We start from the raw sequence: 25,355 nt of genomic DNA, 5'->3' as shown, positions 1-25,355 counted from the left end.
CGTGTAGGAAAGGCATAAAATAATGAAAAAAGGAAAATTAATTGTTTTTTCAGCACCATCTGGTTCCGGAAAAACGACCATAGTTAGGCATTTATTAAACAAAGAAGATTTGAATCTAGAATTTTCTATTTCCGCAGCAACACGTGAAGCACGTGGCGAAGAAGTAAACGGAAAAGATTATTACTTTATGTCATTGGAAGAATTTAAAATGCACATCAAAAACGAAGATTTTGTAGAATGGGAAGAAGTCTATCGTGATAATTTCTATGGAACCTTAAAAAGTGAAGTGGAACGAATCTGGGCCAAAGGAAAAAATGTGATTTTTGATATTGATGTGTCTGGCGGATTGCGAATCAAACATAAATTCCCCGAAGAAACTTTAGCTGTTTTCGTGAAACCACCAAGTGTAGATGAACTAAAAAGAAGATTAAAGGAGCGCTCTACTGAAAGTGAAGACAAAATCAATATGCGTATTGCAAAAGCATCTGTCGAATTAGCCACGGCGCCGCAATTTGATGTTATTATAAAAAATTACGATTTAGATATTGCTTTAGAAGAAGCGTATCAATTGGTAAAGAATTATGTTAAGGATTAAAAGTTAAGAATTGAAAAAATCAAAGTTATTACCAATTTTTAAATCTTTAAAGTAATGAAAATAGGGCTTTATTTCGGAACCTTTAATCCCATACATATTGGACATCTTATCATTGCCAATCACATGGTGGAACATGCTGATTTAGAACAAGTATGGATGGTGGTTACACCACACAATCCTTTGAAGAAAAAACACACTTTACTCGATGATTACCACCGGTTGCAAATGGTGCATCTTGCCACCGAAGATTTTCCAAAAATAAAACCTTCGGATATTGAGTTCAAATTATCACAGCCCAATTATACTGTCAATACGTTAGTCCACATACAGGAAAAATATCCAAATTATGAGTTCTCCTTAATCATGGGCGAAGACAATTTAAAATCTTTACACAAATGGAAAAACTACGAAGTTATTCTTGAAAATCATGAGATTTATGTGTATCCTCGAATTTCTATAGAAGCAGAGAACCTAATGTTTAAGGACCATCCAAAAATCCACACGATTGATGCACCAGTTGTTGAAATATCGGCTACATTCATTCGGGATAATATTAAAAAAGGAAAAAACGTGCAGCCCTTATTGCCTGCGAAAGTTTGGAAATATATTGATCATAATAACTTTTACAAGAAATAATTACGACAAAACTCTTTTTAATTCTAGTTGAATATTATCAAAAACAGTACTTAGATTGTCATTTTTACCAGACATTAAAAACACTTCTGTACTTGGCATTTGACTGCTATCCCACAACAATTGTATTTTTTTTTCTGCTATTAAACTTTTCGCATTGCAATTCCATACAACCGCTACTCCACTGTTTTTAGAAATTATTTCGAGCATTTCGTATTCGGATGGAATGATATAATTAGGGATCATCGAAGGTCTTTTTTTATTAAAAACATACAACCAAAACAATTTGATGTGTGGAATCTGTGCGTTGTGGCTGAACCATTTTTGGTCGTTTAACCAATGTTCGACGGCATCTAAATTTTTAGTTTTAATTGTTGATTTTAATTCAGACGCATCGATGGCATTTGAACCTACAATTACTTGTTTAATTTCCCCAACCTTTTTTTGAATCGTGTCAAACGTATCATATTGTTTGGTAACAATCGCAAAATCGAGTTTCTTAGAATCGACCAATTCAAAGAGCGAATCATTTTCATGAAAGCTAAAATCAATAAATTCAAATTTAGAAACCAAAGAACTCCCTAAACTACGCATCAGATGTTTAGAAATTCCAATTGAAATTAATCGATTTGCATTGAATGCTTTGGCACGAAAACCATACTCCACATTTTCTAAACGGTCTAATGCCTCGATGATTAAATTATTGAGTAACTTAGCATATTCTGTTGGTTCTACACCTTTAGACTTTCTGTTGAAAAGTTTATACCCAACATGCGCTTCTAACATAGAAATATGTTGGCTTACCGCAGGCTGACTGATAAATAATTCTTTGGCTGCCAAAGAAAAATTTCCGTTTTTGTAAACCGATTTAAAGGTTCGATACCATTCGAGATTAACCATGATATAAGTATATTTATCACAAACATAATTTAAATTATTTTTACTAATAGCATATTCAAGCTAAATTTGCATAAAGTAAATTAGAAATGAATAAAATAGCACTATTTACCATTATAGCATTAACCGCAACTTGCATCATTGCAACTGCACAAAATAAAAAAGGTATGAAAAAAGTATTATTTGTTGTTACCAGTCACGATAAATTAGGTAACACGGGAGAGAAAACAGGATTTTGGACAGAAGAATTAGCGGCTCCATATTACGAATTATTGGACAAAGGTGTTGCCATTGACATTGCTACTCCACTAGGCGGACAGCCACCGATTGATCCAAAAAGCGAAGATCCATCAGCTGCAACTGATGACACCAAAAGATTTGATACTGACACGGAACTATTGACTAAACTTAAGAATACACATAAATTAGCAGATATAAAAGAATCTGATTACGATGCCGTTTTTTATCCGGGAGGTCACGGTCCATTATGGGATTTAGCCACAGATAAAAATTCTAGCGCATTGATTGAAGCATTCTATACTAATAACAAACCAGTTGCTTTCGTGTGTCACTCACCAGCAGTATTGAAAAACGTAAAAGTGAACGGCGAATTTTTAGTTAAAGGAAAAAAAATAACTGGTTTTTCTAATACAGAAGAAGCAGCTGTAGGATTAACTGATGTAGTGCCTTTTTTACTGGAAGACGCTTTGCAAGCGAATGGCGCAACCTATTCAAAAATAGGTGACTGGCAGCCTTATGCCGTAGAAGACGGTTTATTGATTACGGGACAAAATCCAGCCTCTTCTAAATTAGTTGCAGAAAAATTATTAAACCAATTGAATTCAAAAAAATAATAACATGTTAAATTTCGAACTATACAATCCTACCAATTTAATTTTTGGAAAAGGACAAATTGAAAAATTACCCACTTTAGTACCTAAAGGTGCAAAAATTCTCTTAGCTTATGGTGGAGGAAGTATTTTTAAAAATGGAATTCACGAACAGGTGATCAAGAACCTAAAAGGTTTTGATATTGTGGAATTTGCAGGAATAGAAGCAAATCCACATTTTGAAACATTAATGAAAGCCGTTGCTATTATTAAGGAACAAAACATTGATTTTATTCTTGCAGTAGGAGGAGGATCCGTAATTGACGGAGTTAAATTTATTTCGGCTGCGGCTCACTTTGACGGAAATCCAATAGATATTCTTCAAAAAAGAATAATGACTACTGATTTGACTACGATAATTCCTTTTGGGACCATACTTACCTTACCGGCTACAGGTAGCGAAATGAATTCTGGTGGAGTCATTACTATCGAATCCACTCAAGAAAAATTATCATTTGGCGGTAGCGCTTTGTTTCCAAAATTCTCTATCTGCGACCCAACCGTAATTGAATCTTTACCAAAAAGACAATTACAAAACGGAGTTGTGGATGCCTACACTCACGTTTTAGAGCAATACCTGACGTATCCGCACGAAGGATATCTTCAAGACCGAATTGCAGAAAGCATACTGCAAACCTTGATTCAAATTGGCCCAGATGTAGTAGAAAAACCTACTGATTACGCTTTAGCTTCTAATTTTATGTGGAGTTGTACTATGGCATTGAATGGATTAATCCAAAAAGGAGTTCCAAGTGATTGGGCAACGCACATGATTGGACACGAGTTAACAGCCTTGTACGGAATTGACCATGCGCGAACACTGGCAGTTGTTGGTCCAAATTTATACCGAGTAATGTTTGAGACAAAAAAAGAAAAATTAGCACAATACGGGAAACGTATTTTTAATTTGACTGGAACTGAAGATGAAATTGCTAATGAAGCCATCAATAAAACCGTAGCATTTTTCCATACTATGGGTATGCAAACCAAACTATCCGATTATACTAAAGATTATGATCATACCGCAGATTTCATTGTGAATCGTTTTGAGGAAAGAGGTTGGATCGGATTAGGGGAAAAACAAAATATTACTTTAGACAAACTGAAATCAATTGTTGAGATGAGTTATTAATTCAAATAAAACAATGTCAACTGTTATTAACAGCATAAAAAAAGGCGTTCTCATCTTGGGAACGCCTTTTAAAATTCTAAAATATAACTAACTAACTCAACTCACATAATTGTGTTAAAATACTAAACAATAGTTATATATAACGGAATACAGATAATTATATTGCAACGATAAGTCAAAAAAAATAATCCAAATATAAAATATTAGGAAAACCACACCCTAGAACTATGTGAATACTGGGCTTTTGGCATTAATTTAATTTGTTTAAGTACCAGTTTTTTAAGTACTTTTGATTAAATTCAATAAAAAAATGCCAGAAAATATAAAATTCGCAGTAATTGGTGGTGGAAGTTGGGCGACAGCAATAGCAAAGATGTTATGTGTAAATCTCACCGAAATTTCGTGGTACATGCGTAATGAAGCTGCTATAGAACACATTGTAACTTACAAGCACAATCCAAATTATTTAAGTTCTGTTGAATTTGATACCAAAAAACTAAAACTGACCAGCGATATTAATGAAGCTGTAGCGTATGCTGATTACATAATCTTTGCTATTCCTTCTGCTTTTTTAGATGCCGAATTAGAAAAATTAACCGTTTCATTAAAAGACAAAATAATCTTTTCAGCAATTAAAGGAATCGTTCCCGAAACGAGTTTGATTGTCGGGGAACATTTTCATGTAAAATATGACATTCCGTATTACAACATCGGTGTAATTACTGGCCCTTGTCACGCTGAAGAAGTGGCAATGGAGCGCCTATCATATCTCACTATTGCTTGTGGAGATCCCGATAAGGCAAAAATTGTCGCTAAAAATTTGTCTGGAAACTACATCAAGACAAAAATTACTGATGACATTATTGGAACAGAATATGCAGCCATGCTAAAAAATATTTACGCCATTGCTGCTGGTATTGCTCATGGTTTGGGTTACGGGGATAATTTCCAATCCGTGTTGATGAGTAATGGAATCCGTGAGATGAAAAAATTCATCAAAAAAGTCCACAAAATGAAACGCAACATCAATGATTCCGCTTACTTAGGAGACCTATTGGTTACGGGTTATTCCGTTTTTTCCAGAAATAGAATGTTTGGTAATATGATTGGTAAAGGCTACACGGTTAAATCAGCAATGATGGAAATGAGTATGGTTGCCGAAGGTTATTATGCTGCTAAAAGCGCCTATAAACTCAATCAAGCCTATGGCGCCAAAACACCAATTATAGATGCCGTTTACAATATTCTGTATGAAGGTCAGGACGCTAAATCCGTGTTTAAAAAACTTACTGATAAACTGGATTGATTTACCTGTAGGTGTAACAATTAAAATACAATCATTTCATGAGTGAAAGATGGAAATATCAAATTAAAACTGGCGGAATTTGGGGTATGTTTATGACAATTTTCAATGTTTTATTCGACATCAAAGAAATCCCTTTTTCGGAACAGGCTGCTACCGCTAATTTTTATATTCGAGCAGCTGCTTACATTCTTGTAGGGATATTTGCTTTAGGTTATTTCACTTGGAAATCCAAGGTTAAACAACAAGCCGCTAAATAATCTTTATGAATAAAAGATAGATATTTCAGATTAAATTGGGGTGATTTGGGGAGGCACTGTCTCTTTTACCATGGCTAATTTACCTTATTAGAAATGTCTTTTGAAGATGCTTTTTTGTCTAAAAAAATTTACTCCGAATAGTTTATTTGATTTTAGCCGGGATATTTGTGGTCGGTTATTTTAGTTGGAAGAAAAAAACAGGAATAGAAAATAGTACTGACCTACCTCACGATAACACCATCAACAAATAAAATAGGCACCTCTTCCACAAAATCCTCATGGATCGAATGTGCTTTGAAAATGAATTTTTTATCGTATAATTTGTCTCCAATAAAAAACGTAAGCATGAACTCATTGTTGAGTGCCAAAACACTTTTTTCAATCATTTCAATTTTTTTTACTGACACCGGAAGCACTGCTACAAAAGCGTGGCGCAAGAGTGATGTTTTTTTCATTTCGCCATCAATCGTTCCAAAAGCTTTAGAAACCACCATGACACTTTCAATAAGAAAATCACTGTCATTTACCAAATAGGCATACCACACTTTTTCCATAAAATCGTCACTCCATTCCTGAACTGCTGCCAGGAATACGTTTTCTACTTCGGGGATGATTATGTCTTTTTTCATACGTTATTCTTAATGCATTAGAGGCAAGTGAAATCTAAAACAGGTATTTCGTTCGACTTTATAATTTTTGACTAAATTGAGGATTTGAATTGTTCTAAGAAACGAACGTCATTTTCATAAAACATGCGAATATCGCCGATTTGATACAACAACATGGCGATTCTTTCGATTCCCATCCCGAAGGCAAAACCATTGTATTCATCAGGATTGATACCACAATTTTTCAAAACATTAGGATCGACCATGCCGCAACCCATGATTTCTAACCAACCGGTCCCTTTGGTAATTCTATAATCGGTTTCTGTTTTCAAACCCCAATAAATATCCACCTCAGCACTTGGCTCCGTAAAGGGGAAATAGGAAGGACGCAATCGTATTTTTGATTTTCCAAACATCTCTTTGGTGAAATACAAAAGTGTTTGTTTTAAATCGGCAAAAGAAACGTCTTTATCAATATACAACCCTTCGACTTGATGAAAAATACAGTGTGATCGGGACGAAACAGCTTCATTACGGAATACTCTTCCCGGAGAGATAGTACGAATCGGTGGTTTGTTTTCTTCCATGTAACGCACTTGTACAGATGATGTATGCGTACGCAACAAAATATCGGGATTCGTTTGAATAAAAAACGTGTCTTGCATATCACGTGCCGGATGGTATTCCGGTAAGTTTAATGCGGTAAAATTGTGCCAGTCGTCTTCAATTTCAGGACCTTCAGAAACATTGAAACCAATGTTTGAAAAGATATCTATAATTTGGTTTTTTACTAATGAAATAGGATGACGGGAACCAATAATCATAGGCTCAGCTGAACGGGTCAAATCGCCGTAAAACCCTTTACTTTCTTCTTTGTTTTCCAAAGTATCCTGTATGGCTTTTACTTTATCTTCAGCAGAAGTTTTAAGCAGGTTGATCACCTGTCCGAATTCCTTTTTTTGGTCATTAGGAACGTTCTTAAATTCAGCAAAAAGGTCTTTTAAAAGTCCTTTGCTTCCCAGAAATTTAATTCGAAATGTTTCTAATTCGGCTGTATCTTGCGTTGAAAAAGCTTGTGCTTCGCCAATATATTCTTTTATCTTGTCTATCATTTTCATCCAATAATTGAGAGTGCAAATTTAGGGAAAAGTTTTCAGTTTACCGTCTCAGTATTCAGTAGATTCGTTCTGAAAACAGAGACTGCGATTGCAAATTACGAAATAAGTTCTCTTTCCAGAAAATAATTCACAATGGCTTCTTTCATCAAAACCGATTGTTCTCCAGCTTTTAGTGGTGGTAGTTCCTCTTTTACTTTGTAATGGGGCCATCCTTCTTCATCAAAAAATTCGAATTCATAGAAACCATACGGCTCTAATAACCTACAAATGGCGATGTGCATCAGGTTTAGTTTTTCGTCTTTCTTGTATTCACTGTGTACTTTCCCGAGTTCTTGTACGCCAATTAGATAAATAATAGCGTCGAGATCTAAATCCTCACCTTGAGAAAATTGATTGGAAAGTATATTGACAAGCTGTTCCCAGCGTTCTTTAAGTTGTGTGTCTCTTGACATTTCTTTAGTTATGAGTTATAAATTATGAATTATGAATCCATATTTTATAAAATTATTTGGGCAAAGATAAGAACTTGAAAATTGGCAATGGTAAAGAAGAATTCTTTTATATTTGCAATTTTATTTTTCTTAATTAAGTATTATGGGATTTTTAGATATCATTTTGGGCGTACTGCTTGCCTTTGCTTTTTATAAAGGCCTGCAAAACGGTCTTTTTATAGAATTAGCTTCGTTGGTTTCGCTGTTGGCAGGAATTTATTTTGCAGTGAAATTTTCTTCTTTCATGAGGGATATTTTAGTAGGATTTGTGAAATGGAATCCCAATACCATTCAAGTTGTTGCCTTTATACTCACTTTTATTGCTGTGGTTGTAATGGTCTCACTATTAGGAAAATTCCTGACAGGAATAGCCGATTTTGCTTTTTTAGGGTGGTTGAATAAAGTTGGTGGTGGTTTTTTTAGAGTATTAAAAACAGTTTTGATTATCAGTATCGTCTTTGCGGTTTTCGAAAAAATAAATTTCAATCATATTTTAGCCAAAAAAGAAACATTGGACAATTCAATGTTTTACAATCCCATTCAAAAAACTGCCGGATACATGTATCCGTCATTAAAACAATGGTATAGTAGTTTAAAGAAGAAGTGATGAGCGTGTGGACTGGTAATATAAATAGTGCAATGTTCCTCTTTTTAGTTTCGGTTTTGTAAAGCCATTAATGATATTGCTTCTTGATTGATTTATTTTAACTGCTGAAGACTAAAGTTACTACTTCACTTCCTTAATTGCACTACTCTCGATCCAGCCTTCAGTTCCATCCGTCAGTTGTACTTTTTTCCATTTCCCAATGGCTTCCTCCACATATAATTTTGTTCCTTCGTGCAGCACAAATATTGGCTGACCGCCATCTCTGGGTTCACTTTTTACATTTGTTCTTTCGGCAAAAACGATCGCTGGTTTTTCTGTGTCAAAATGGCTTTTCTCAATAACTGCTGCTGATACTGTCATTAGCATTATAAAAATAACCAGAAACATACCCAGAAAGAAAATCCTTTTATACAGTGTTTTTTCTGAAAAATAATACCCAATAAAGAAAATTAGGAAAACTGAACTCAGCACTACAGAAATCCATCCCCAAGTATCGTAGTCATAAATCCCTGTAAAATCGCGAAGTAATTTTCCAAAACCTACTTTTGGGATTACTTTAATCTCATCGATAGTTCGCTTTTGAGCGAATTTCAGGTTGTTAATTGCATCGGTATTATTAGGATTTAAAACCAATGCTTTTTCATAATTGTAGATTGAAGGTGCTACTTGATTCAATTTATAATAGGCATTTCCTAAATTGAAATACAATTCAGAGGAGTGTTTTTTTTCTGTCAAAACGTTTTCATAAGCTGCAACAGCTTCACTATATTTTCCCTTTTGATAATACGCATTTCCTTTTTCAAAGCCGTTTTGAGCAAAGAAAATCTGGGTTGAAAGTAAGAGTATGTATAGTATGTTTTTCATCTTTATGTTTTTTAACCAAGAAGGCATAAATGGGTAAGTTTGTTTCCTTAAGATTAACTTTTGTCCTTATGTTAGGCCATTTGCTTCTCTAGTTCAGAGATTATAAATACCGCCTTATCAAAATCCTGTTGTATCGCAACACTTGACGAAGGCGCATAACGCGCTACCTCACAATTCTCGGTAAGCGTAATGAAATCATTAACCACCTCTGGTTTTACATTTCGAGACAGCAATAGGTCCTGAATATTATCCTTGCTCATTTCAGATGTTTCGATATGCAATTTTGCTTTTAGGAAATTGTGCATGGCTTTCTCCAACGCAATGTAAAACAGTTCTTTGTTGTTGATTTGTTTCTTAGCTTCAGATAAATATTTCTTAGCCAGTTTATTATTCATTCGGATTCTGTTCCCGGTAATATCCCCATCAATAGCTTCTTTTTTCTTTTTGAACACTATAATCAGAGGTACCAGTAAAAAAGGCAGCAATAGCAATCCGATAAATAGATTAGACCCAAAGAAATCCTTCTTTTCAATCGCAAATAGAGAGCTCTTTAGTTTAATAGATTTGAATTCCTCTACATTCGAAATTTTATTTTTGTTGCCATCAGTTGCAGAAGAATCAGCAGGTGTTGGGCCATCGAGGGCATTAATCATTATCTCTGGAGAACTTACTGTTTTATAGGTTCCTGAACCCAAATCAAAATATGAAAACTGCAATGGCTTTACTGGATAATTTCCTTTGTACTGTGGAATTATAGTATAGCTGTCTGAGATTTTTCCGCTCATGCCCATAAGTGAGGTACTGATGTCCTCACTGTGAATCGCATCGTACATCTCTAGTGCATTTGGCACGACCGGTTTTGGTAAACTAAATAATTTCAAATTTCCCTTACCCGTTACACTTACTACTAAATTAAGACTTTCTCCATTTTTTAAATTAGTCTTTGACGGGATAACTTTAAAGTCAAAATTCCCAACTGCTCCAGAAAAATTCTCTGGTTTTCCTGCCTCGGGAAGTGGTTTAACCGTGATGGTTTTGGCACCAGCCGAAACTCTTTTAGTAGTTTCCGTGAGCATCATTCGGCCAAAAACATCCCTGCGGTTCGTTGGCAATTGCACATCTACCGATAATGATAACGGCTCAATTTTAAGTCTACCAGATTTTTGTGGATAAAGCACTACTTTTTTCAGTACAATAAACCTGAAATTCTGGCCTTTGAAAATTCCTTCTTCAGCAGCCAGTTGTTTGATTTCGATATTTTGACTCCAAAAATCATTGTACTTAGGCTTACTTGATTCTCCTAAATTTGAAATTCCAATGTTAGCAAAATACAATTTGTACACTACCGTAATGGGTTCGTTGATGTATGGATTTGTTTTAGAAACATCAGCAACCAGATATAGGTTTTCATCCCCAGACATCTGAGAATCGTTAGGATCCTTAAGCTGTTCTGTGGCAGCGGTCACAATAATTCTTACAGGTGCCGTTTTGTAAATTTGACCGTTGTACTCAATCGCTGCCTGCTTGATAACAAATGTCCCTTTTTGATTTGGTACCAGAAAATAAGAGTACGCTTTTTCAAAAGAACTTCTTCCGTTTACCCACGACTGACTTACTTGCTGGCTCGGTCCAGCAATAATTCTGAATCCTTCAAAAGACGGCGGTACGAAATTATCTCCGTCTACATTCATCATAAAATCAATACGCAGCCTTTCATTCAAGCCTAGCGTAGTTTTACTTACTCGAGCCTCAAACTGAACCTGAGCGCTAAGCAAGTTGCTTACCAGTAAAACAATCACTGCTATATATTTCTTCATTTTCAAACTATCTAATTGAACTACCAATCCTTCTCTGTTCTAACTGGCTTTCCTTGAACTTTCTTAGCATTCACTTTATCCTGAACCTTCTTTTCTTCTCTGTTTACTGCATTTAGGAGATTTTCCAAGCGTTCTTTAGAAATCCCACCCGGTGCTAGTTTTGGCTCCCCATTTTCATTTGGTTTAGGATCTTTGTTCTGTTTGTCTTGATCGCCTTTGTCTTCTTTTTTGTCTTGGTCTTTTTTATCTTTTTCGCCGTCTTTCTTATCGTCCTTTTTATCTTCTTTTTTTTCTTTATCCTTTTTCTCGTCTTTTTTCTTATCGTCTTTTGGCGGATTGTCTTTCAACATTTTTTTGGCTAAAGCATAATTGTAACGCGTTTCCTCATCTGTCGGGTCATTCCTCAACGCATTTTTATATGCCTCCACTGCTTGTGTATAGTCTTTGTCGTTCATAAAAACATTCCCAAGATTATGAAAGGCACGGTGTTTCTGAGGTCTGGATGTTGAACTTTTTAATGCTTTCGCATACGCAAATTTAGCTTCTGAGGACTGTTTTTGTTTGTAAATTGTATTCCCAAGATTAAAAGGGGCAACTGATTTATTCGGAAATTTAGAATCAGAAATTCTGTACATGGCTTCTGCCTCTACAAATTTATTTTCGGCATACTCCTTGTTTGCTTTCGGCAAAATCCGATCTTTTTCTTGTGCATATACACCTGTAGTTCGTGAAAAAGCGAACATAAAAAAGGCAATTATTAAAATTTTAAATCTTTTCATTTATTGTATCTATAGATCCAAAAGGCTTTAAAACCCTTTAGAAATAATTATTTATTTTCGTTAAATAAATCCAATTTCTTAACCCAACTTGTTTTTCTTTCCAATAGAAAAACATCTACAAATAATAACAAAAAAGCAAACCCTAAAAACCATTGAAATTGTGATTGAAAATCGGCCATTTCAGTTGCTTCAAACTCTGTTTTTTGAATATTATCCAATGCATTCTTTACATAATCTAGGACTTCTTTCGTATTAGTACCGTTTACATAGCCTCCTTTTGTGGCTTTAGCAATAGCCATCAAGCTTTCTGGAACCAGTTTGGTTATAACAACCTCATTGTTATTATCTTTTTTAAATCCCTCAACAATACCATTTCTTTTCAATGGAATCGTACCCCCTTTTTCAGTTCCAACCCCAATAGTAATGATTTTTATACCTAACTTATTGGCTTCTTCGGCCGCTGCCTCTGCTCCTTCGTTGTGGTCTTCACCATCTGAAATCATGATCAATAACTTACTCGTTTTTTTATCATCAAAATAAGTTGCAGACAATTTGATGGCTTCGTTGAACGATGTTCCTACTGAGGAAACCATATCCGTATTCATACTTTGTAAAAACATTTTTGCAACGCTGTAATCCGTCGTAATAGGCAATACTGGGAAAGCACTACCGGCGTACGCAACAATTCCTATTCGGTCACTTCCTAATTGATTGATAATTTGCGAGACAATTTGCTTGCTTTTATCCAACCGGTTGGGAGCAACGTCTTCGGCCAACATACTTTTAGAGACATCAATCGCAAAAACAATATCGATTCCTTCTCGCTTTACGGTTTCCATTTTTGTGCCAATTTTTGGATTTACCAATCCCAAAATTAATCCAACCAACCCCAAGAGAAGTATTCCAAACTTTAAAACGGGTTTAAAAGCTGAACTTTCTGGACTCAATTTTTTAACCATTTCTAAATCCCCGAACTCGCGTTGCTTTTTTCTTTTCCAATATAAATTAGCCAGAAAAACAACCACCAAAAGCGGCAGTATCAAAAGAAGGTATAAATATTTTTTTTCGTCTAATTCCATTTTTTTAATTTTGAATACAGTTCCTTTAGAACTGAGACTGATGTTATATGAAGCTTTTAAAAACCGTATTTCGCAATCCTATTTCAAATAGCAATAAAAAACCTGCAAACCATATAAACGGTCTGAATTTTTCATCGTAATCATAAAATTTTAGTTCTTCAATTTCGGTCGTTTCTAACTTATTTATTGTTGCATAAATCTCGGCCAACTTATTATTACTGGTTGCTCTAAAATATTTTCCACCGGTATTGTTGGCAATTTTTTTCATCATTTGTTCATCAATCTCCACTTTCATCATTTGAAAGAGAAACTTCCCGTTAGGTGCAATTGCATAAGGAAACATTGCCATTCCATTTGTTCCAATCCCTATGGTATATACTTTTATTCCGTATTGTTTTGCAATATCTGAAGCAGTATCCGGCTCAATGAATCCAGCATTATTCACCCCGTCCGTCATCAGAATAACTACTTTGCTCTTCGCCTTACTGTCCTTTAATCTATTGACAGCGGTAGCTAATCCCATTCCTATTCCTGTCCCGTCTACTAAAACGTTGTCGTATTTAATACTCCTTATGGCATCAAGAATAACTGCTTTATCGCTGGTTACTGGCGTTTTTGTATAGGCTTCTGAAGCATAAACAACAAGGCCAATTCTATCGTTTGGTCTTTCCTCAACAAAATCTGCCGCTAATCTTTTAAGCGCTTGCATTCGATCTGGCTTCAAATCTTTGGCTAGCATACTTCCTGATACGTCTATCGCCATAACAATATCAATTCCTTTGGTCGTTTTTGTTTTATTACTTACATCAACGGTTCTGGGTCTTGCCATAGCAACAATCAAAGAGCATAAAGCCAAAATTCTGAACACATTCAACATCGGCTTCAACTTAGTCAAAGAGGAATTGGAGCCTTTAAATCCTTGCAATGAACTCATTTTTAATGTAGCTGATTGGTGGTTCTTTTTACGAAACAACCATACAACTGCTATTGGGATCAGGAGAAACAGCCAAAAAAACTCTGGGTTTAAAAACGTTATTTTGTCCATTATTTAGTTGCTTGTTTTAATTCGACTGAGTTCAAAACTCGTTCTGATATGGCATTAGCATAGGAATCCCCTTCTTCATGAAAAAGTAAAATTTGTTGCAATCCACCTTCTTGACTGAACAACAATGCTTCATAATACATTTTTGCACTTGACTTATTGTCCCCGTCAATTTGTGAAAAGGTACCGTATGCTTTTATTCCTTTAACCCCTTCTTTGGTTTCAAACTCTTCTTGCTTGACAATCATGTTTTGTGCGCCTTGAGATTCTAGAGATTGCAATGCTCCATCCATTGATTTTGCCAAATCAATTTCAGTCTCCTGTTTGTATTTTAATGTAGAAACCATCACGTAAAAACGATCCAGAACACTTCCATAAGCAAAAGATTGCATTTCTTTGATCAAGGCCATGCCTTCTTTAGGTAGTGTTTTAGTCAAGTCTACTCTTTTTAACACTTTTGGAGTTTCAATGATAATTCCCGGATTTCCATAATCACTTTTAACCCATTCGCCATCCAATAGTTCTTTAGTAGGATGCCCAATAACAGTGTCTTTTACATAACTAAATCCTTTAGTGACAATGAAAAAAGTAGTGGTTGCGGCTAATAAAAAAAGAACAACGACCAGAGCAGTAACAATACGCTTGTTTCTTTGTTTGCGCAATTGAATTTGGATCTGTTTTTGTCTTTGTGCCTCGTTCAATAACACATCTTGCTCCGCTGGCACTTCTACTGGAATCGAATTGTCTAATGTCAGAATTGCTTTTTCAATTTTGTTTCGGTCTTCGGTGATTTCAAAATCCAATGGTTTTGATTTGGCAAATTTTACCAAATCGGCTTGCTTCAAAACACGCTCTAAATTTTCGATGATTTCCTGCGAAAGCGTCATTTTCTTTTTTACAGAAGCCGCTCTAAGTCCCTGAATCAATTCCGAAGTAGTGCTTTCCATCGCTGGAATTTCTATGGCTTCTTCAATATAATTTCTGGCAATATCTGTTAATTCACTATAATAGGCTTTGACTTCTCCTTTTTGCCAAAGTTCTTTTTTCTCCAATGTATCCAGCAAACTCGTCGCTCTCTCTATTGGTGTTTTATATATTTCTTCTATTAATTTCTTTTCCTGACGTTTTTTAATAAACCAATAAATAAAAGATCCTATTCCAATAATCAAAGCCCCAATCAACAGGTATTTCCACCAGTCGCCTATTGTATTATCCGCTGGAGCAATATCCTTTATATCAAACATTTTTTGTTTCAAAGTATCCACTTGAACATTTGCCACTTCTACCAACAATGAATCCGTCATAAACGGCTTACTGTCGATAAAAATCTTGATACTTGGAACAACATATCTACCGGAATCAAACTGTGTTAAACCGTATTTTTTGATTAATTCATACCGGCCATCCATTTTTACAGTATCAATAGGATACGACTGAATCACCTCTAAAGCACCAAAGTTTTTTAATTTTGGGAAAATTACTTTAGACGAAGTGTCAACAGTAGTTTTTATGGACAGTTTAAATTCGGCACCAATTTTATTTTTAATCGTGTCAATACTTGTGACTACTTGCTTTTGTTGTGCAAAAACAGCCGTAGAAAGCAACAATAATAGTAGGTAAAGTCTAATTTTCATTTTTATATTAAATATTTTTTCCTCACCCCAGCACTCTCCAAAGGAGAGCGAGCCGAATCGTGAAAATTTTAATCCTCTATCATCTCCTCTCTTTCGAGGAGGCCATGAGCGGATTTATCTCGATTTAAAATAACTCAGCAATTTTGTCACATAACTCTCATCAACTCGTGTATTTACAACACCTGATCCTGATTTACTGAATGTTTCTTTGAAATAAATTACTTTATCGTGGTATTGTTTTTCATAATTCATTCGCACTGATTTTGAACCCGTATTTATCAATTCAATTGCTCCTGTTTCGGCATCAAGCATAGAAACCATCCCTAAGTCCGGCATTTTTTCTTCTCGAATGTCGTACACACGAATCCCGGTTATATCGTGTTTCTTGGATGCTATTTTCAAAGTTTGTTCGTAATCGTCTGACATGAAATCAGAGATTACAAACACAATTGCTTTCTTTTTTTGGGTTCCTGATAAAAACTTCAAGGCCTGTGCAATATCTGTTTTACGGCTTTTAGGCTGAAATTCTATCAATTCCCGAATAATCCGCAGCACGTGCGATCGTCCCTTTTTTGGAGGGATATACAATTCAATCTCGTCCGAAAACAAAATCAACCCTATTTTATCATTGTTTTGTGTCGCCGAAAAAGCCATTGTTGCGGCAATCTCCGTGACAATATCTTTCTTGAATTGGTTTTTCGAACCAAAACTTTCAGATCCTGAAATATCTACCATCAACATCATGGTCAATTCCCGTTCCTCCTCAAAAACCTTTACATGTGCTTCGTTGTACCGTGCGGTAACATTCCAATCAATAGCACGAATATCATCGCCGTACTGGTACTGACGCACTTCACTGAACGTCATTCCTCGTCCTTTGAAAGACGTGTGGTATTCCCCCGAAAAGATGTGATCGCTCAATCTTCGGGTTTTGATTTCTATTTTCCGGACTTTCTTTAAAAGGTCTTTTGTATCCATTTGATTGTTGATTGCTGATTAACGATTGCTGATTTCAGATCTAAAATCTAAAATCAGATATCAAAAATCTTAAATCTTTTTAAGGTACTTCTATTTCGTTTACGATTTTGTTAATGATATCAACCGAAGTAATGTTTTCTGCTTCCGCTTCATAAGTAACACCAATTCTGTGACGCAATACATCATGAACTACAGCACGAACATCTTCTGGAATTACATAGCCGCGACGTTTGATAAAAGCGTAACATTTTGCGGCATTCGCTAAATTAATACTTCCACGTGGCGAGGCTCCAAAACTGATTAATGGTTTTAAATCAGCCAATTTGTATTTCTCCGGGTACCTTGTGGCAAAAATAATATCAAGTATGTATTTTTCTATTTTTTCATCCATGTAAACCTCACGAACCGCTTCTTGAGCACGCAAAATTTGCTCTACTGAAACTACAGGATTTACTTTCTCATAACTTCCTTTTAGGTTCTGACGAATCACCAAACGTTCGTCTTCCATTTTTGGATAATCGATAACTGTTTTCAACATAAAACGATCGACTTGCGCTTCAGGCAATTGGTATGTTCCTTCTTGCTCAATTGGATTTTGCGTAGCTAAAACTAAAAATGGTCGGTCTAATTTAAAAGTAGTATCACCAATGGTCACTTGCTTTTCCTGCATCGCTTCTAACAATGCCGATTGCACTTTGGCTGGAGCACGGTTAATCTCATCAGCAAGAACAAAATTAGCAAAAATAGGACCCTTTTTTATCGAAAATTCATTTTGCTTAATGTTGTAAATCATGGTCCCTACAACATCGGCAGGCAATAAATCCGGTGTAAACTGTATTCTGCTAAAAGATCCGTGTACGGCTTGCGAAAGAGTATTTATGGCTAATGTTTTGGCTAATCCGGGAACTCCTTCCAATAAAATATGTCCCTGACCTAAAAGACCAATTAACAAACGCTCTACCATGTGCTTTTGACCCACAATAACCTTATTCATTTCCATGGTGAGAAGGTCTATAAAAGCACTCTCTCTTTCAATTTTTTCATTGATTGCTCTGATGTCTAAAGTTGCTGTATTATCTTCCATTTTATTGTTTTTATAACCTTAAATTAAATGCCTTAGTTTTGAAGGTGCAAATTGAATTTTTTTTTAGAAGTAAGATGTTAAAAATTGGTTAAAACTTCAATAAAAGTCCTAATTTTAAGGATGTATTGTGATACAATTTTTATATTTTTAAGAACTTTGAAAAAACTACTTTGAAATAGCAGAATTATCAATTTTAATAAAAAATAAAAACAATGAATAAAACAGAATTATCGCCTGTTGTAGCGGGTGTAATGAATTGGGGTATTTGGGATAAAAATCTCAATACTAAAGAAATGGAAAACATGATTAATGTGTGCTTAGAGAATAAAATTACCACTTTCGATCATGCCGATATATATGGCGATTACACCACCGAATCTGACTTTGGAAAAGCCTTTGCCTCAAGTAAAATTGACAGAGAAAAATTGCAATTGATCTCTAAATGTGGCATTCAAATGGTTACGGAAAACCGCATCAATACTATAAAACATTATGAATATTCAAAAGATTACATCATCTGGTCTGTTGAGAATTCCTTGAAAAATTTAAATACTGATTATTTGGATGTTCTTTTACTTCACAGGCCCAGTCCTTTGATGCAAGCCGATGAAATTGCCGAAGCCGTTTTAAAACTAAAATCAGATGGAAAAATTATCGATTTTGGGCTCTCTAATTTTACTGCAACACAAACAGAATTGATTCGTCAGAAAACAACAATTTTATACAATCAAGTCCAATTCTCAGCTACTAACTTCGAACCTATGGTTGACGGAAGTTTTGATTACATGCAAGCCAACAACATCCGTCCCATGTCGTGGAATCCGCTTGGCATCATTTTTAGACAGGATATTCCACAAACTAGACGTTTAAAAAAACTTTTAGCAACCTTAGTTTCAAAATACCATTTAGGTTCTGATACCATTTTACTTTCCTGGATTCTGAAACACCCAGCTCAAGTGATTCCTATTGCCGGAACGGTAAATGTTGCCCGAATTCAATCCCTGATGAAAGCTGTTGAGTTAGAATTGGAGCACGAAGACTGGTTTGCCATTTGGTCAGAAAGCATGGGTAATAATGTCGCTTAAAATTACATTTCAGGCCCCGTGTTCAGTCCAAAATTTTAGATGCAACAACTGCTAAATCTTTTCTATATATCAAAATTAGAAAAAGTAAATTTATCGTATTTAATGTTTTTATGAGACATTAATCCTAAATATAATACAATAGAACACATGAATAAAACAGCCTTAATAACTGGTGCCACCAGCGGAATTGGTAAAGCAACAGCACAAATATTAGCTAAAAATAATTATAAAATTATTCTTTGCGGCCGCCGCCAAGACCGATTATCAGCCCTAGAAAAAGAACTTCGGGAAGTTACAGAAGTCCATACTTTATCCTTTGATGTTCGCGATAAAAACGCTGTATTTGAAAGCATCAATTCCTTGCCGGAAGCCTTTTCTAAAATTGATGTCTTAATTAATAATGCCGGCAACGCACACGGGTTAGAGCCCATACAATCTGGAGATTTAGACGATTGGGATGCGATGATTGATATCAATGTAAAAGGGCTATTATATGTTTCGAAAGCCATAATCCCGCAAATGATCGAACGAAAATCAGGTCACATTATCAACATTGGTTCCATTGCCGGAAAAGAAGTATATCCAAATGGGAATGTCTATTGCGCCTCTAAACATGCCGTCGACGCCTTGAATCAAGCCATGCGAATAGATTTGAACCCATTCGGAATAAGGGTTGGCGGGATCCATCCTGGAATGGTACAAACGGAGTTTAGCGAAGTGCGTTTTAAAGGAGATACGGACAGAGCTGCAAATATATATAAAGGTTTTGACGTTTTGCAAGCAGAGGATATTGCTGATATCATCCATTTTGTGGTTTCTAGGCCCTATCACATCAATATTGCTGACTTAGTAGTAATGTGTACTGCTCAAGCATCATCAACAATTGTGAAAAAAAATTAATTTTATAGCCTCTTAGGAATCTCATTAATGGAATCGAAAAATACTTAGAACAACGCGAAATTAATAAAACGATAAAAGCAGCTGTCAGACAGCTGCTTTTTTTATTAAAATATTATTTAACTACAACTTAGGGTAATGGCGTAGCGCCCATATCAGTTACTTTGCCATTAATTACTACAACAGCAGAAACCGTTTTCATATATTCCACATTTGCCACTTTATAAGTTAGTTTCACATCATAAGTCCCTGCAGGAATACCATTTAATTGAAACATTTCCTGCTCGTTTGCAAAAGCAGAAACCGTTATGTCACCAACTTTAACGGATGCGGCTAAATCTGTAGCGCCTGCCGGAACTATACTTACAGTTCCTTTTATCACACCTGATGTTGCCGTACTCGATACTCTGATAACTGGGTGAAGATTATAATTTCCTGAAGATCCGGCTTGAACAACAACAGAGTTCTTCACGTCAAAATCTAACATAAACTCGTAGGTCGCACCAGCAACAAGGTCTTGCTTAATTTTTAGTTTTAATCCCGATTGTTGAGCACTTGGAGTTTTCAAATCGTATGTCATACCGTTTTTAACAACCGTATTTCTATCTCCCAAAAGCAATCGCATTTGCCCCAAGTATCCAGATGGAACAGTATTGTCAGCCAATAATACATTTACCCCACCAGTTAACTTCAGCAGATCATATATTCCTGGAGTTATGCTCCCTATGCTAACCCAACCTTTGCTATCATCAGTATCATCGGAGTTTTTTATCAAAACGTCTTTGACATCTACAAATACAGACTGATAATCTCCCGGCGCATCTGCCATTCTAACCTTAATATTTGATGTTCCTGATACATCATTGTTACTGTCGCATCCTGTGAGAAACAATCCCATTGAAGCCATAGCTAAAAAACCAGCTAGGTAAAATTTAATGCTTTTCATATTTTTCAATTATTAAAATTAGTATATTAACAACGTCAAAAAAGTATATAAATTACATAATAAAAATAAAATGTGATTTTCTTATCATCATGTCACATCATTAATAATCAAATGATCAACAAACGCATTCTTATTAAAAACCTGCTCGCTCACAATGATGAGAGTAGTTTTTATGATAAAAAGCGCCAGTTGAATTTGCATACACGGGAGGGTAAAGCTAAGTTTCTGAAACACATTTGTGCGCTGTCCAATTCAAATCCTTCGAACAATTCTTATATTGTTGTGGGTGTCGAAGATCAAGATAACACTATTGTGGGTGATGACTTTTTTGACGACAGTCGGATTCAGAATTTAGTGAATGCATACCTCGAAAATCCTCCCAAAATTCAGTACGAGAATGTCCCTTTTCCCAATTTGCCAAAAGATAAAGTTATTGGCCTAGTAACGGTCAAGCCAAAAAGCAAGACTTCCCACTTCAAAAAAGGAATCCATACGATTGCTGCTCAAAGTGTTTTTATACGGCGAGGCAGTAATACGATGCCAATTGATGGAGAAATCGAAAAGAATTACCAGAATATGGAAACCGTAATTGGCATCGAGAATAATTCTAGAAATAGCATTGAATATACACTCGATGGCGTGATCGATTTCATGAATTTCAGGCACAAGGATATGGCGCCAAAGTACAAAGTATTCAAAGAGTTATTCGTGATTTGCTGGGCAGGAATTGCCAAGAAATCCCGTGAAAAAACCTATCTTTCCCGCGTAGATATTGAACTTATAAACGAACAAATCAAGTTATTCTATTCGGCTCAGGATGTAGTTGAAATCACTTTCGATGAAGATACTTTTACCATTATTGAATACGTTCCGTTAGGCTTGAATGATAAAACGAGCTACTATCCTTTAGAAAAACAAACGATTCATTTTCATGACAATGGGTATTACAAAATAGAAAGAGAAATACTGTTTCAGCCACCGGAATTCAACAAAAAAATGCTGTTCCATATTTACAATGCCAATATTGCTTTGTTAAATAAACTCCAAAAAGGACTTTCGTTATCCGAGCGGGAACACAAAGATTTAGAAAACCTGCCTTCTACCTTCATGATTTGCTACCTCAACGGTTTTGATGAAGCCAAACAAAAATTGATTGACGCCAAGCTCCTTTTGAAACCCTTTGCCCAAGTGTATTTGTCTTTTAAAGAAGCCTTGCGAATTTTAAGAAAAATGAAATATGATGTACAATAATTACATCTATACACAAAAATTTATCCAGTGAAAAAAGCAATATATCAGTATGTATTGTATTTTCGAATGGATTATTTTCAGAAAACGGGATTAACGAGGACCTATTCTTGATTCAAATTACATCATTTGTAATAAATACATAAAAAACACTATTGACAGCATCTATTTTTAGAAATTTACACTGAATAGCACTATCAAACTTGATCTCAAATTCTTGGGTATTTGTTGTTTTTTTTGGAAACACAGGTAACCGAAAGAGATAAAAACAATCCCTTCCTCTTGGTTTTAAGCGTTTGTCAGACAAATTAAGAATGACTTGAAATATTTCATTATAGATGCTAAATCAAACCCAACAATTCCTTTACAACTTGACAGATTATTTTAGCTAACAGCAGCGATAGTGCGAAGATTGCATCCATTGGAAAATAATTTTATTTTTGTAAAACTAAATTGAAAAATCAAATAAAACAATCACTAAAAACAGTGATATTTTAGCTTTCTGTTAATGCGTTTTTAGTTTCAATTTTAGTAAAATAAGACCCTTTAAAATAGAATACCTTTTTATTTACTTAAAAAAGCGTAGTTCAGTACTCTTTTACCTAATTTTATAACTTGAAAAATAACACCCCCTTTTCTGTTATTTTTATATTAATAAAAGAACAAAGCATACATGAGAACACTTGTTATAGGCGATATCCACGGTGGGTTGCGCGCACTACACCAAATTATGGAGCGAGCCAACGTTACTAAAAATGACACCCTGATTTTTCTGGGTGATTACGTTGACGGCTGGAGCCAGTCCCCTCAGGTACTTGATTTTATTATTGATTTGAAAACCAAACAGAACTGTGTTTGTATTCGCGGAAATCATGATGATTTATTGCTGGAATGGCTTGACGAAAGCAAAGACAATCTGTTGTGGTACAAACATGGGGGCGAAGCAACTGTTTTGGCTTATGAAACTGTTAGTTTAGAAACCAAGAAAAAGCATATTGAATTTCTACAATCGCTAGAAAATTTTTATCTGGACGATCAAAGTCGTCTGTTTGTTCATGCTGGCTTCACAAATATGAACGGTGTCGATTTTGAATATTTTCCTGGACTTTTCTATTGGGACAGAACCTTATGGGAAACGGCTTTGGCATTAGATAAAACCATGAAAACAGATGACATTTTCTACCCAAAGCGCTTTACCTTATACAACGAAATTTATATTGGTCACACGCCCGTTACGCGAATAGGCGAAACAACCCCAATTCAAAAGGCAAATATTTGGAATGTAGATACCGGAGCGGCTTTCAAGGGACCGCTGACTATTATGGATGTTGACAGTAAGGAATTCTGGCAAAGCGAACCTTTGAACCAATTGTATTTTGACGAGAAAGGAAGAAATTAGATGTCCTATTTTCTTTAACCTGTGCAATAACGCGATCTTTCACTGTTACACTGACACTTGTACATACTTTAAAAAATAAAAAATAGTCTAAGTCTACTATATTTGTTGGAACATTTTTAATTTTGTTATTGCTGTAGAAAAGATTCCGTTTTTCAATGTGTACCACGGGTTAGATTGCCTTACAAAGGCCATGATGTTTTTTTACTACGTTTCCAAGGAATTTTAATACTAAAAAAGGCAATTTGATATTTTCAAATTGCCTTTTTTAATATGTTATAATTTGTTACTACAAATCAAATTTGATTCCTTGTGCCAATGGCAATTGTGTTCCGTAATTAATGGTATTGGTTTGTCTTCTCATGTAGGCTTTCCAGGCATCAGAACCAGATTCACGTCCACCACCAGTTTCTTTTTCACCTCCAAAAGCGCCCCCTATTTCTGCTCCGGATGTCCCAATATTTACATTGGCAATTCCACAATCAGAACCGGATTGAGATAGGAACAATTCCATTTCTCGCATGCTATTGGTAAAAATAGAGGACGAAAGTCCTTGTGGCACTCCGTTTTGCAACGCAATCGCTTCTTCAATCGTGCTGTATTTCATTACATATAAAATAGGCGCAAACGTTTCTGTTTGAACGATGTCAAAATGATTCTCAGCTTCAATAATACAGGGTCTCACATAGCAACCACTTTCATATCCTACACCTTCAACCAATCCGCCTTCAACGATGATTTTTCCACCTTCTTTTTTGGCACTTTCAATCGCAGTTAGATAATCTTGAACAGCACCTTTATCTATAAGCGGTCCAACGTGATTATTCTCATCCAATGGATTTCCGATTTGCAATTGACCGTACGCATTTTTCAATACGCTTATGGTTTTGTCATACACACTTTCGTGAATGATTAAACGTCTGGTTGAAGTGCAACGTTGTCCTGCTGTTCCTACCGCTCCAAAAACGGCTCCCACCAGTACCATACTGATATCCGCATGTTCCGAAACGATAATAGCATTGTTTCCTCCTAATTCAAGGATGGTATTTCCAAAACGCTCTGCAACGGTTTTTGACACGTGACGTCCTATTCTTGTTGATCCGGTAAATGAAACTAACGAAATTCGTTTATCATTATTGATTAAATCCCCGGATTCGTTTCCAGTTACCAAACAGCTTACGCCTTCTGGAACGTTATTTCTTTTTAAAACTGTTTTGATAATATTTTGACAAGCCACTCCACATAAAGGCACTTTTGAACTTGGTTTCCAAATCGCGACATCACCACAAACCCAAGCAATCATTGCGTTCCAACTCCACACTGCTACCGGAAAATTAAATGCTGAAATGATTCCGACGGTTCCTATTGGATGGTATTGCTCGTACATTCTGTGTAAAGGGCGTTCAGAGTGCATGGTTAACCCGTACAATTGGCGGGATAATCCCACCGCAAAATCACAGATATCAATCATTTCCTGCACTTCACCATATCCTTCTTGAAGACTTTTCCCCATTTCATAGGAAACTAGTTTTCCAAGAGGTTCTTTGAATTTTCTTAATTCATCTCCCATCTGACGAACGATATCCCCTCTTTTAGGAGCGGGAACCATGCGCCATTCTAGAAAAGCTTCCGATGCTTTTTGCATAGCAGTTTCATAATCCTCTTTAGAAGATGTTTTTACTTTTCCAATTAAAGTTCCATCTGCTGGTGAATAACTTTCGATGATTTTTCCGTTGGCAAAATTAGCTGCTCCAGTTGATGTTCCTTCGTTTATGGCTTCAATCCCTAATTGCTTGAGGGCTTCTTTGATTCCGAATTGATCTGCTATTGTTATCATTGTAACTTATTTATTAAAAATTGTTATATTTTTTTACAAATATATTGATTTAACGGGAAATACTAAACATTGCTCCTTTTATTTTACGCTTTTTAGCCCCGATAAAAGTGGCATCCTTTTGTGGCTTTCTTTAAG

The 25,355-nt window shown here is 35.5% G+C and carries 25 protein-coding genes; 11 read left to right on the top strand and 14 right to left on the bottom strand.

Features of this window, described 5'->3' with window-relative positions:
- Positions 1 to 22 precede the first annotated feature (22 nt).
- Both gmk and nadD read left to right on the top strand, forming a co-directional pair.
- A complete protein-coding gene (gene gmk / locus ACNQF9_RS05020; protein ID WP_417959144.1) occupies positions 23 to 595 on the top strand; it encodes a guanylate kinase in 573 nt (190 codons plus the stop codon).
- Between the two features lie 54 nt (positions 596 to 649).
- Complete coding sequence (gene nadD / locus ACNQF9_RS05015) at positions 650 to 1,231, top strand: nicotinate (nicotinamide) nucleotide adenylyltransferase (RefSeq protein WP_417959143.1); 582 nt, start codon at positions 650 to 652, stop codon at positions 1,229 to 1,231.
- On the opposite strand, the gene ACNQF9_RS05010 is transcribed toward nadD, so the two are convergent.
- A complete protein-coding gene (locus ACNQF9_RS05010; RefSeq protein WP_417959142.1) occupies positions 1,232 to 2,128 on the bottom strand; it encodes a LysR family transcriptional regulator in 897 nt (298 codons plus the stop codon).
- Between the two features lie 86 nt (positions 2,129 to 2,214).
- Between ACNQF9_RS05010 and ACNQF9_RS05005 the strand changes: the two genes are divergently transcribed.
- The 4 genes from ACNQF9_RS05005 (at position 2,215) to ACNQF9_RS04990 (ending at position 5,710) form a co-directional block, all read left to right on the top strand.
- The gene (locus ACNQF9_RS05005; RefSeq protein ID WP_417959141.1) at positions 2,215 to 2,979 is read left to right on the top strand and encodes a type 1 glutamine amidotransferase domain-containing protein; all 765 of its coding nucleotides are present in this window, start codon (positions 2,215 to 2,217) and stop codon (positions 2,977 to 2,979) included.
- A 4-nt stretch (positions 2,980 to 2,983) separates the two neighbouring features.
- Entirely contained in the window at positions 2,984 to 4,147 is a 1,164-nt protein-coding gene (locus tag ACNQF9_RS05000) for an iron-containing alcohol dehydrogenase (RefSeq protein ID WP_417989734.1), read from the top strand.
- A 310-nt stretch (positions 4,148 to 4,457) separates the two neighbouring features.
- On the top strand, positions 4,458 to 5,453 hold the full coding sequence (locus ACNQF9_RS04995; RefSeq protein ID WP_417959139.1) for an NAD(P)H-dependent glycerol-3-phosphate dehydrogenase: 996 nt from the start codon (positions 4,458 to 4,460) through the stop codon (positions 5,451 to 5,453).
- A 38-nt stretch (positions 5,454 to 5,491) separates the two neighbouring features.
- The gene (locus ACNQF9_RS04990) at positions 5,492 to 5,710 is read left to right on the top strand and encodes a hypothetical protein (RefSeq protein ID WP_417959138.1); all 219 of its coding nucleotides are present in this window, start codon (positions 5,492 to 5,494) and stop codon (positions 5,708 to 5,710) included.
- Between the two features lie 221 nt (positions 5,711 to 5,931).
- Here the strand turns inward: ACNQF9_RS04990 and ACNQF9_RS04985 are convergent, their stop codons facing one another.
- The 3 genes from ACNQF9_RS04985 to ACNQF9_RS04975 form a co-directional block, all read right to left on the bottom strand.
- Positions 5,932 to 6,339 (bottom strand): hypothetical protein, encoded by a 408-nt coding sequence (locus tag ACNQF9_RS04985; RefSeq protein WP_417959137.1) that lies wholly within the window; start codon positions 6,337 to 6,339, stop codon positions 5,932 to 5,934.
- Between the two features lie 71 nt (positions 6,340 to 6,410).
- Positions 6,411 to 7,430, bottom strand: a complete 1,020-nt coding sequence (pheS, locus tag ACNQF9_RS04980; protein WP_417959136.1) for a phenylalanine--tRNA ligase subunit alpha — start codon at positions 7,428 to 7,430, stop codon at positions 6,411 to 6,413.
- Positions 7,431 to 7,531: 101 nt separating this feature from the next.
- The gene (locus ACNQF9_RS04975; RefSeq protein ID WP_131990612.1) at positions 7,532 to 7,888 is read right to left on the bottom strand and encodes a hypothetical protein; all 357 of its coding nucleotides are present in this window, start codon (positions 7,886 to 7,888) and stop codon (positions 7,532 to 7,534) included.
- A gap of 142 nt (positions 7,889 to 8,030) precedes the next feature.
- On the opposite strand from ACNQF9_RS04975, the gene ACNQF9_RS04970 reads away from it, so the two are divergent.
- On the top strand, positions 8,031 to 8,534 hold the full coding sequence (locus ACNQF9_RS04970; protein ID WP_417959135.1) for a CvpA family protein: 504 nt from the start codon (positions 8,031 to 8,033) through the stop codon (positions 8,532 to 8,534).
- Positions 8,535 to 8,654: 120 nt separating this feature from the next.
- Here the strand turns inward: ACNQF9_RS04970 and ACNQF9_RS04965 are convergent, their stop codons facing one another.
- The 8 genes from ACNQF9_RS04965 to ACNQF9_RS04930 all read right to left on the bottom strand — a co-directional run bounded on the left by ACNQF9_RS04965 (position 8,655) and on the right by ACNQF9_RS04930 (position 17,811).
- Positions 8,655 to 9,398: a tetratricopeptide repeat protein gene (locus ACNQF9_RS04965; RefSeq protein WP_417959134.1), complete on the bottom strand. Its 744-nt coding sequence runs from the start codon at positions 9,396 to 9,398 to the stop codon at positions 8,655 to 8,657.
- Positions 9,399 to 9,469: 71 nt separating this feature from the next.
- A complete protein-coding gene (locus ACNQF9_RS04960; protein WP_417959133.1) occupies positions 9,470 to 11,215 on the bottom strand; it encodes a BatD family protein in 1,746 nt (581 codons plus the stop codon).
- Positions 11,216 to 11,235: 20 nt separating this feature from the next.
- Positions 11,236 to 11,994, bottom strand: coding sequence for a tetratricopeptide repeat protein (locus ACNQF9_RS04955; RefSeq protein WP_417989733.1), 759 nt, complete (start codon positions 11,992 to 11,994; stop codon positions 11,236 to 11,238).
- 47 nt (positions 11,995 to 12,041) lie between these two features.
- The gene (locus ACNQF9_RS04950) at positions 12,042 to 13,073 is read right to left on the bottom strand and encodes a VWA domain-containing protein (RefSeq protein ID WP_417959130.1); all 1,032 of its coding nucleotides are present in this window, start codon (positions 13,071 to 13,073) and stop codon (positions 12,042 to 12,044) included.
- Positions 13,074 to 13,116: 43 nt separating this feature from the next.
- Positions 13,117 to 14,118 carry a vWA domain-containing protein gene (locus tag ACNQF9_RS04945; protein ID WP_417959129.1) on the bottom strand — a complete coding sequence of 334 codons (1,002 nt, stop codon included), beginning with the start codon at positions 14,116 to 14,118 and terminating at the stop codon, positions 13,117 to 13,119.
- Positions 14,118 to 15,749: a hypothetical protein gene (locus ACNQF9_RS04940; RefSeq protein ID WP_417959128.1), complete on the bottom strand. Its 1,632-nt coding sequence runs from the start codon at positions 15,747 to 15,749 to the stop codon at positions 14,118 to 14,120. Before ACNQF9_RS04940 ends, ACNQF9_RS04945 begins: the two co-directional genes overlap by 1 nt.
- Positions 15,750 to 15,863: 114 nt before the next feature.
- The gene (locus ACNQF9_RS04935; RefSeq protein WP_417959127.1) at positions 15,864 to 16,727 is read right to left on the bottom strand and encodes a DUF58 domain-containing protein; all 864 of its coding nucleotides are present in this window, start codon (positions 16,725 to 16,727) and stop codon (positions 15,864 to 15,866) included.
- Between the two features lie 79 nt (positions 16,728 to 16,806).
- Positions 16,807 to 17,811 carry an AAA family ATPase gene (locus ACNQF9_RS04930; RefSeq protein WP_417959126.1) on the bottom strand — a complete coding sequence of 335 codons (1,005 nt, stop codon included), beginning with the start codon at positions 17,809 to 17,811 and terminating at the stop codon, positions 16,807 to 16,809.
- 212 nt (positions 17,812 to 18,023) lie between these two features.
- On the opposite strand from ACNQF9_RS04930, the gene ACNQF9_RS04925 reads away from it, so the two are divergent.
- Complete coding sequence (locus tag ACNQF9_RS04925) at positions 18,024 to 18,896, top strand: aldo/keto reductase (protein WP_417989732.1); 873 nt, start codon at positions 18,024 to 18,026, stop codon at positions 18,894 to 18,896.
- 147 nt (positions 18,897 to 19,043) lie between these two features.
- Positions 19,044 to 19,796: an SDR family NAD(P)-dependent oxidoreductase gene (locus ACNQF9_RS04920; RefSeq protein WP_417959124.1), complete on the top strand. Its 753-nt coding sequence runs from the start codon at positions 19,044 to 19,046 to the stop codon at positions 19,794 to 19,796.
- A gap of 127 nt (positions 19,797 to 19,923) precedes the next feature.
- Here the strand turns inward: ACNQF9_RS04920 and ACNQF9_RS04915 are convergent, their stop codons facing one another.
- Positions 19,924 to 20,739 carry a DUF4382 domain-containing protein gene (locus ACNQF9_RS04915; RefSeq protein WP_417989731.1) on the bottom strand — a complete coding sequence of 272 codons (816 nt, stop codon included), beginning with the start codon at positions 20,737 to 20,739 and terminating at the stop codon, positions 19,924 to 19,926.
- Between the two features lie 111 nt (positions 20,740 to 20,850).
- Between ACNQF9_RS04915 and ACNQF9_RS04910 the strand changes: the two genes are divergently transcribed.
- Together ACNQF9_RS04910 and ACNQF9_RS04905 are read left to right on the top strand one after the other, a co-directional pair.
- On the top strand, positions 20,851 to 21,990 hold the full coding sequence (locus ACNQF9_RS04910) for an ATP-binding protein (protein ID WP_417959122.1): 1,140 nt from the start codon (positions 20,851 to 20,853) through the stop codon (positions 21,988 to 21,990).
- 670 nt (positions 21,991 to 22,660) lie between these two features.
- On the top strand, positions 22,661 to 23,386 hold the full coding sequence (locus ACNQF9_RS04905) for a metallophosphoesterase family protein (protein ID WP_417959121.1): 726 nt from the start codon (positions 22,661 to 22,663) through the stop codon (positions 23,384 to 23,386).
- A 286-nt stretch (positions 23,387 to 23,672) separates the two neighbouring features.
- Here the strand turns inward: ACNQF9_RS04905 and amaB are convergent, their stop codons facing one another.
- Entirely contained in the window at positions 23,673 to 25,220 is a 1,548-nt protein-coding gene (gene amaB / locus ACNQF9_RS04900; protein WP_417989730.1) for an L-piperidine-6-carboxylate dehydrogenase, read from the bottom strand.
- Positions 25,221 to 25,355: the final 135 nt, after the last annotated feature.

This window comes from Flavobacterium amylolyticum, assembly GCF_048284335.1.
GTDB lineage: Bacteria > Bacteroidota > Bacteroidia > Flavobacteriales > Flavobacteriaceae > Flavobacterium.
The sequence above is the reverse complement of the archived record's forward strand: the minus strand, read 5'-3'. Positions and strand labels throughout refer to the sequence as shown.

Coding starts and splice junctions, on each gene's coding strand:
- ACNQF9_RS04955 (WP_417989733.1), bottom strand. CDS start 11,994: ATGAAAAGATTTAAAATTTTAATAATTGCCTTTTTTATGTTCGCTTTT.
- amaB (WP_417989730.1), bottom strand. CDS start 25,220: ATGATAACAATAGCAGATCAATTCGGAATCAAAGAAGCCCTCAAGCAA.
- ACNQF9_RS04985 (WP_417959137.1), bottom strand. CDS start 6,339: ATGAAAAAAGACATAATCATCCCCGAAGTAGAAAACGTATTCCTGGCA.
- ACNQF9_RS04990 (WP_417959138.1), top strand. CDS start 5,492: ATGAGTGAAAGATGGAAATATCAAATTAAAACTGGCGGAATTTGGGGT.
- ACNQF9_RS04940 (WP_417959128.1), bottom strand. CDS start 15,749: ATGAAAATTAGACTTTACCTACTATTATTGTTGCTTTCTACGGCTGTT.
- ACNQF9_RS04930 (WP_417959126.1), bottom strand. CDS start 17,811: ATGGAAGATAATACAGCAACTTTAGACATCAGAGCAATCAATGAAAAA.
- nadD (WP_417959143.1), top strand. CDS start 650: ATGAAAATAGGGCTTTATTTCGGAACCTTTAATCCCATACATATTGGA.
- ACNQF9_RS04925 (WP_417989732.1), top strand. CDS start 18,024: ATGAATAAAACAGAATTATCGCCTGTTGTAGCGGGTGTAATGAATTGG.
- ACNQF9_RS05000 (WP_417989734.1), top strand. CDS start 2,984: ATGTTAAATTTCGAACTATACAATCCTACCAATTTAATTTTTGGAAAA.
- ACNQF9_RS04915 (WP_417989731.1), bottom strand. CDS start 20,739: ATGAAAAGCATTAAATTTTACCTAGCTGGTTTTTTAGCTATGGCTTCA.
- ACNQF9_RS04975 (WP_131990612.1), bottom strand. CDS start 7,888: ATGTCAAGAGACACACAACTTAAAGAACGCTGGGAACAGCTTGTCAAT.
- ACNQF9_RS04965 (WP_417959134.1), bottom strand. CDS start 9,398: ATGAAAAACATACTATACATACTCTTACTTTCAACCCAGATTTTCTTT.
- pheS (WP_417959136.1), bottom strand. CDS start 7,430: ATGATAGACAAGATAAAAGAATATATTGGCGAAGCACAAGCTTTTTCA.
- ACNQF9_RS04905 (WP_417959121.1), top strand. CDS start 22,661: ATGAGAACACTTGTTATAGGCGATATCCACGGTGGGTTGCGCGCACTA.
- ACNQF9_RS04995 (WP_417959139.1), top strand. CDS start 4,458: ATGCCAGAAAATATAAAATTCGCAGTAATTGGTGGTGGAAGTTGGGCG.
- gmk (WP_417959144.1), top strand. CDS start 23: ATGAAAAAAGGAAAATTAATTGTTTTTTCAGCACCATCTGGTTCCGGA.
- ACNQF9_RS04935 (WP_417959127.1), bottom strand. CDS start 16,727: ATGGATACAAAAGACCTTTTAAAGAAAGTCCGGAAAATAGAAATCAAA.
- ACNQF9_RS05010 (WP_417959142.1), bottom strand. CDS start 2,128: ATGGTTAATCTCGAATGGTATCGAACCTTTAAATCGGTTTACAAAAAC.
- ACNQF9_RS05005 (WP_417959141.1), top strand. CDS start 2,215: ATGAATAAAATAGCACTATTTACCATTATAGCATTAACCGCAACTTGC.
- ACNQF9_RS04950 (WP_417959130.1), bottom strand. CDS start 13,073: ATGGAATTAGACGAAAAAAAATATTTATACCTTCTTTTGATACTGCCG.
- ACNQF9_RS04960 (WP_417959133.1), bottom strand. CDS start 11,215: ATGAAGAAATATATAGCAGTGATTGTTTTACTGGTAAGCAACTTGCTT.
- ACNQF9_RS04920 (WP_417959124.1), top strand. CDS start 19,044: ATGAATAAAACAGCCTTAATAACTGGTGCCACCAGCGGAATTGGTAAA.
- ACNQF9_RS04970 (WP_417959135.1), top strand. CDS start 8,031: ATGGGATTTTTAGATATCATTTTGGGCGTACTGCTTGCCTTTGCTTTT.
- ACNQF9_RS04910 (WP_417959122.1), top strand. CDS start 20,851: ATGATCAACAAACGCATTCTTATTAAAAACCTGCTCGCTCACAATGAT.
- ACNQF9_RS04945 (WP_417959129.1), bottom strand. CDS start 14,118: ATGGACAAAATAACGTTTTTAAACCCAGAGTTTTTTTGGCTGTTTCTC.